This window comes from Curtobacterium sp. NPDC089689 (assembly GCF_044749145.1).
Classification (GTDB): Bacteria; Actinomycetota; Actinomycetes; order Actinomycetales; family Microbacteriaceae; genus Curtobacterium.
Window position 1 is genome coordinate 712503 of the sequence record NZ_JBIVHJ010000002.1, and the last position, 6006, is coordinate 718508.

The following is a 6006-nucleotide window of genomic DNA, read 5'->3' on the forward strand; positions in this document are numbered from 1 at the left end:
TAGAATCGGTGGCATGACCACGGCAGCATCACCTCCGGACGGCTCGGTCGACCACGAGGACGACGACGCGCTGCGCTGGGGCGACGCGGACGACGCGACGCACGTCGACGCCGCCCACAACCCGGTGGCCGTCAAGGAGCGCCGCTCCCGTGACGACGAGGGCCCGATGGGCTCCGGCCCCCTCATCGGCTTCGGCGTCCTGGGCGGCCTCTACCTGCTCTACACGGTCGCGTGGCTGATCAGTGCCAGCGTGCTCGCGGTCGCCGACCCGGCGTCCGAGGTCATGCGTGCCCTCGCGATCGTCGCCCCGGCCCTCTGGTTCGTCGCGACGCTGTGGCTCGGCCAGTCCGCCAGGAACCGCACGAAGTTCGTGTGGCTCCTGGTCGGGGCGGTCGTGCTCATCCCGTGGCCGTTCATCCTCACGAGGAGCTTCGGGTGACCGCCGACACCGCGCCCGCTCCCACACCCGTGCTGGCGCCCTGGCGCATCGCGATCTGGGTCGTCGCAGCGCTCCTGCTCGCGTACGTGACGTGGCAGGCGGTGGGCAACTTCGTCGGTGTCTCGACGCCGATCCTGCAGAACAACGAGTTCCTCGCGAAGAACGGGGCGACCGCGCTCCAGAGCTCGGTGCCGTGGGCGGCGCTCGTGCTCGACGTCGCGATCGCCCCGGTCGGCTTCGTCGTCGCGCTCGTCGTGTCCCGTCGCATGCCGCCGCTCCGCACGGTGGTCGTGTTCCTGACCGCGCTCTGCGCGGTGAGCGCGCTCTGGTTCACCCTCCTGCAGTACGTCACGTCGACGACGGTCATCGGGTCCTGACGGACCCCGCCCACCACCGGACGGGAGGCACGGCTCGCGACGCGCGCCGTGCCTCCCGTCCGTCGTCCGGTCGCCACCAGGGCGGACCCGCGGTCGTAACCATCCGCTCGCGTCGATAGCATGGTGGGATACCGCCCGTCTCGTGTGAGGAAACAGCAGTCGTGCCGAAGCCGGTCGTCCTGATCGCCGAAGAACTCTCGCCCGCCACCGTCGACGCCCTCGGGCCCGACTTCGACGTCCGGAACGTGGACGGCACCGACCGCCCAGCGCTCCTGTCCGCCCTCGCCGACGCGAACGCGATCCTGGTGCGGTCCGCCACCAAGGTCGACGCCGAGGCGATCGCCGCCGCCCCGAACCTGCAGGTCGTCGCCCGCGCGGGTGTCGGTCTCGACAACGTCGACATCAAGGCGGCGACGACCGCCGGCGTGATGGTCGTCAACGCGCCGACGTCGAACATCATCTCCGCCGCGGAGCTCACCGTCGGACACATCCTGTCGCTCGCGCGGCACATCCCGGCCGCGCACGCGTCACTCGCGGGCGGTGCCTGGAAGCGCTCGGCCTACACGGGCGTCGAGCTGTACGAGAAGACGGTGGGCATCATCGGCCTCGGCCGCATCGGTGCGCTCATCACGCAGCGCCTGCAGGCGTTCGGCGTATCGGTCATCGCGTACGACCCGTACGTGACCACCGCCCGCGCCCAGCAGCTCGGGGTCGAGCTCGTCTCCCTCGAGGACCTGCTCCGTCGCGCGGACTTCACCACGATCCACATGCCGAAGACCCCCGAGACCCTCGGCATGATCTCCGACGAGCAGTTCGCGCTCATGAAGCCGACCGCCTTCGTCGTGAACGTCGCCCGTGGCGGGCTCATCGACGAGGACGCGCTGCGACGTGCCCTCACCGCCGGCACGATAGCGGGCGCCGGTCTCGACGTCTTCGTGTCCGAGCCGCCGCAGGACGACGCACTGACGTCGCTCCCGAACGTGGTCGTGACGCCGCACCTCGGCGCCTCGACCGACGAAGCCCAGGAGAAGGCGGGCGTCTCGGTCGCGAAGTCGGTCCGCCTCGCGCTCGGCGGGGAGCTCGTGCCGGACGCGGTCAACGTCGCCGGTGGCGTCATCGACCCCTACGTCCGCCCGGGCATCCCGCTCGTCGAGAAGCTCGGCCAGGTCTTCACCGCGCTCGCGACCTCCCCGGTGACGAGCATCGACGTCGAGGTCCACGGCGAGCTCGCCGGGTACGACGTCAGCGTGCTCAAGCTCGCTGCGCTCAAGGGCGTGTTCACCGACGTCGTCAGCGACCAGGTGTCGTACGTCAACGCCCCGCTCATCGCGGAGCAGCGCGGCGTCTCGGTCCGGCTCATCACCGACGCCGACAGCCCCGAGTACCGCAACGTGCTCACGATCCGCGGTGCCCAGTCCGACGGGCCGGCGATCAGCGTCTCGGGCACGCTCACCGGCCCGAAGCAGGTCGAGAAGCTCGTCGAGATCAACGGGCACGACGTCGAGGTGCCGCTCGACCGGCACCACGTCGTCATGGAGTACGTCGACCGTCCCGGCATCGTCGCGGTGTACGGCAAGGAGTTCGGCGACGCCGGCATCAACATCGCCGCGATGCAGATCTCGCGCGAGGCAGCCGGCGGCCAGGCGCTCAGCGTGCTGACGGTCGACTCGCCGGTCCCCGCCGAGATCCTCGAGCACGTCCGCTCCACCATCGACGCGACCTCGCTCCGCGAGATCGACATCACGCTGTAGGGGAGTCCGGCAGATGACGCAGACCGTGAAGCTCGCCGTCGTCCGCGGGGACGGCATCGGACCCGAGGTCGTCGACGAGGCGTTGAAGGTCCTGCACGCCGTCCTGCCGGACGACCTCGTGGTCGAGGAGACCGCGTTCGCGCTCGGCGCCGACCGGTTCCTCGCGACCGGCGACATCCTCACCGAGGACGACCTCGCGGCGATCGCGACGCACGACGCGATCCTGCTCGGTGCGGTCGGCGGTGATCCGCGCGACCCGCGGCTCGCCGGGGGCATCATCGAGCGTGGTCTGCTGCTGAAGCTCCGCTTCGCGTTCGACCACTACGTGAACCTCCGGCCCACCGTCGTGTACCCGAGCGTGACGACCCCGTTGTCGTCACCCGGGGACGTCGACTTCGTGGTGGTGCGCGAGGGGACGGAGGGTCCGTACGTGGGCAACGGCGGTGCGATCCGCGTCGGTACGCCCCACGAGATCGCCACCGAGGTGTCGCTGAACACGGCGCACGGCGTCGAGCGGGTCGTCCGGTACGCGTTCGACCTCGCCGACCGGCGGCCGCGGAAGCACCTCACGCTCGTGCACAAGAGCAACGTGCTCGTCAACGCGGGTGCGCTCTGGCAGCGCACCGTCGCGGCGGTCGGCGCGGAGTACCCGGACGTCGCGGTCGACTACCAGCACGTCGACGCCGTCACCATCCACATGGTGCAGGACCCTGCTAGGTTCGACGTCATCGTCACCGACAACCTCTTCGGCGACATCATCACCGACCTGGCCGGCGCGATCAGCGGCGGCATCGGTCTGGCGGCCTCGGGCAACATCAACCCGGACGGCACCTTCCCCAGCATGTTCGAGCCGGTCCACGGTTCCGCGCCGGACATCGCGGGTCAGCAGAAGGCCGATCCCACGGCCGCCATCCTCTCCGTCGCCCTGCTGCTCGACCACCTCGGTCGCAGCGACCTCGCGTCGGCGGTCACCCGGGCGGTCGAGGCGGACCTCGCGGACCGGGGCACCACGCAGCGTCGCACGGCCGAGGTCGGCGACGCCGTCGCCGCCGCGGTCACGGCACGCACCACCACCGCCTGACAGGAGTCACCCCATGTCGACCGACACCGCCTTCGGGCTCGAGTTCTCCACCACCCCGTCGCCCGAGCGACGCGCCGCCGCCGAGCGTGAGGCGATCCTCGCGGACCCGGGCTTCGGCAAGCACTTCACCGACCACATGGCCACCGTCAGCTGGACGCTCGAGGGTGGCTGGCACGACGCGTCGATCCACCCGTACGGTCCGCTCACCCTCGACCCGAGCGCGAGCGTCCTGCACTACGCGCAGGAGATCTTCGAGGGGCTCAAGGCCTACCGGCACGCGGACGGGTCGGTGTGGAGCTTCCGACCGGACGCGAACGCCCGTCGGTTCCAGCGCTCGGCCGTGCGTCTGGCGCTGCCGGAGCTCCCGGTCGACGTGTTCGTCGAGTCGATCCGACAGCTCGTGCAGACCGACGTCGACTGGGTGCCGTCAGCACCGGAGACGAGCCTGTACCTGCGGCCGTTCATGATCGCGACCGAGTCGTTCCTCGGCGTGCGGGCCGCGCAGGCGGTGGACTACCACTGCATCGCGAGCCCGGCCGGCGCGTACTTCACCTCGGGACCGAAGCCCGTGTCGATCTGGCTGTCGACCACCTACGCCCGTGCCGGCAAGGGCGGAACCGGCGCCGCGAAGACCGGCGGCAACTACGCGTCGTCACTCCTGCCCCAGCAGGAGGCCTACGAGCACGGCTGCCAGCAGGTCATGTTCCTCGACTCGCAGGAGGGCAAGTACCTCGAGGAACTCGGCGGCATGAACGTCGTCCTCGTGCGGTCCGACGGCACCCTCGTGACGCCGGACTCCGACTCGATCCTCGAGGGCATCACGCGAGACTCGATCCTGCAGCTCGCCGAGGACCGCGGGCTCCGCGTCGAGCGTCGTCGCGTGACCCTCGACGAGTGGCGCGACGGGGTGGCCGACGGCTCGATCACCGAGGCCTTCGCGTGCGGGACCGCCGCCGTGGTGACCCCGATCGCCGAGCTCCGCGGCGACGGCTTCACGATCGGTTCGCCGACCGAGGGTGCCGGCGAACTGACGATGTCGCTCCGCCAGGAACTCACGGACATCCAGTACGGCCGTCGTCCCGACCCCCACGGGTGGATGACCAAGCTGACCGACGCGTCCTGATCGCGGCGCGGGCGTCGGTAGGGTCGAACGGTGAAGATCGCACGGTTCAGCAGCAAGGGTGAGGACCCCCGCTACGGCATCCTCGACGAGCGCGACCTCGTCGTGCTCGCGGGGGACCCGATGTACCAGGGGTTCGAGACCACGGGGGAGCGGGTGCCCCTGAAGGAGGCGAAGCTGCTCGCCCCGGTGATCCCTCGGTCGAAAGTGATCGGCGTCGGGCTCAACTACGCCGAGCACGCGTCGGAGATGGACGAACGCTCGGGGGACGACCCCGTGGTGTTCCTCAAGCCGAACACGACCGTGATCGGCCCCGACGACCCGATCCGCCTGCCCGCCGGTGTCGGCCGCGTCGACCACGAGGGCGAGCTCGCGATCGTGATCGGTTCGCTCGCGAAGAACGTGCGTCGTGAGGACTTCGCCAGCGTGGTCCTCGGCTACACGATCGCGAACGACGTGACCGCCCGAGACCTCCAGGCCCGCGACGGTCAGTGGACCCGAGCGAAGGGCTTCGACACCTTCTGCCCGCTCGGGCCCGCGATCGAGACGGAGATCGACCCGTCGGACATCCGTCTCGAGACCCGCGTGGACGGCGAGCTGCGCCAGGCGGCCTCGACGAGCGAGATGATCCACGACATCCCGACGCTCGTCGAGTTCGTCTCGTCGATCTGGACGCTCCTCCCCGGTGACGTCATCCTCACGGGCACCCCGGCCGGTGTCGGGGAGATCCGCGACGGCGAGGTCGTCGAGGTGACGATCTCCGGCCTGGGTTCCCTCACGAACCCGGTCATCGCGAAGCACTGACCAGCTCCGCCCGACGGCCCGTTCCCTGCACTAGGGAGCGGGCCGTTCGCCGTCTCCGCGCCGATGTGTCCGCAGCGGGTCCGCTCGGACGGCGGCGCGACACGCCCGGGATGGGCAGCGGTTGGCGGGGCTCCCGGGGTGTGTGTAAAGTAATCACTCGTTGCCGCTGAGGCGGAGAACGGAACGGCCGAGACGGTCACCGGGTCGAAGACCTGGAGATGCAGTCCGGACGGGGTCCCGCTCGCAGCAACACCACCCCGATGAAGTCCCACCGCCAGGTGAGCTCTTCGGTATGGAAGGAACTGCCTCTCTGGCGAAGCCTCGTGTTCGGGGTGGAGTGGGGAGTGCGTCTGGTCCTTGAGAACTCAACAGCGTGCACATTGTCAATGCCAATTTATTGACCCCGTGGCCGAGCTTGCTCGGTTCGGAGACAA

The 6006-nt window shown here is 70.0% G+C and carries 6 protein-coding genes; all 6 read left to right on the forward strand.

Going from position 1 to position 6006, the window contains the following annotated elements:
• Positions 1-13: 13 nt before the first annotated feature.
• The 6 genes from ACIPYW_RS11570 (at position 14) to ACIPYW_RS11595 (ending at position 5572) form a co-directional block, all read left to right on the forward strand.
• Positions 14-439: a hypothetical protein gene (locus tag ACIPYW_RS11570; RefSeq protein WP_400413553.1), complete on the forward strand. Its 426-nt coding sequence runs from the start codon at positions 14-16 to the stop codon at positions 437-439.
• Entirely contained in the window at positions 436-816 is a 381-nt protein-coding gene (locus ACIPYW_RS11575) for a hypothetical protein (protein ID WP_400413556.1), read from the forward strand. Before ACIPYW_RS11570 ends, ACIPYW_RS11575 begins: the two co-directional genes overlap by 4 nt.
• A gap of 161 nt (positions 817-977) precedes the next feature.
• The gene (gene serA / locus ACIPYW_RS11580; protein ID WP_400413559.1) at positions 978-2567 is read left to right on the forward strand and encodes a phosphoglycerate dehydrogenase; all 1590 of its coding nucleotides are present in this window, start codon (positions 978-980) and stop codon (positions 2565-2567) included.
• 13 nt (positions 2568-2580) lie between these two features.
• Complete coding sequence (locus ACIPYW_RS11585; RefSeq protein ID WP_400413561.1) at positions 2581-3648, forward strand: 3-isopropylmalate dehydrogenase; 1068 nt, start codon at positions 2581-2583, stop codon at positions 3646-3648.
• 13 nt (positions 3649-3661) lie between these two features.
• Entirely contained in the window at positions 3662-4771 is a 1110-nt protein-coding gene (locus ACIPYW_RS11590; protein WP_400413563.1) for a branched-chain amino acid aminotransferase, read from the forward strand.
• 30 nt (positions 4772-4801) lie between these two features.
• Positions 4802-5572: a fumarylacetoacetate hydrolase family protein gene (locus tag ACIPYW_RS11595; RefSeq protein ID WP_400413566.1), complete on the forward strand. Its 771-nt coding sequence runs from the start codon at positions 4802-4804 to the stop codon at positions 5570-5572.
• Positions 5573-6006: the final 434 nt, after the last annotated feature.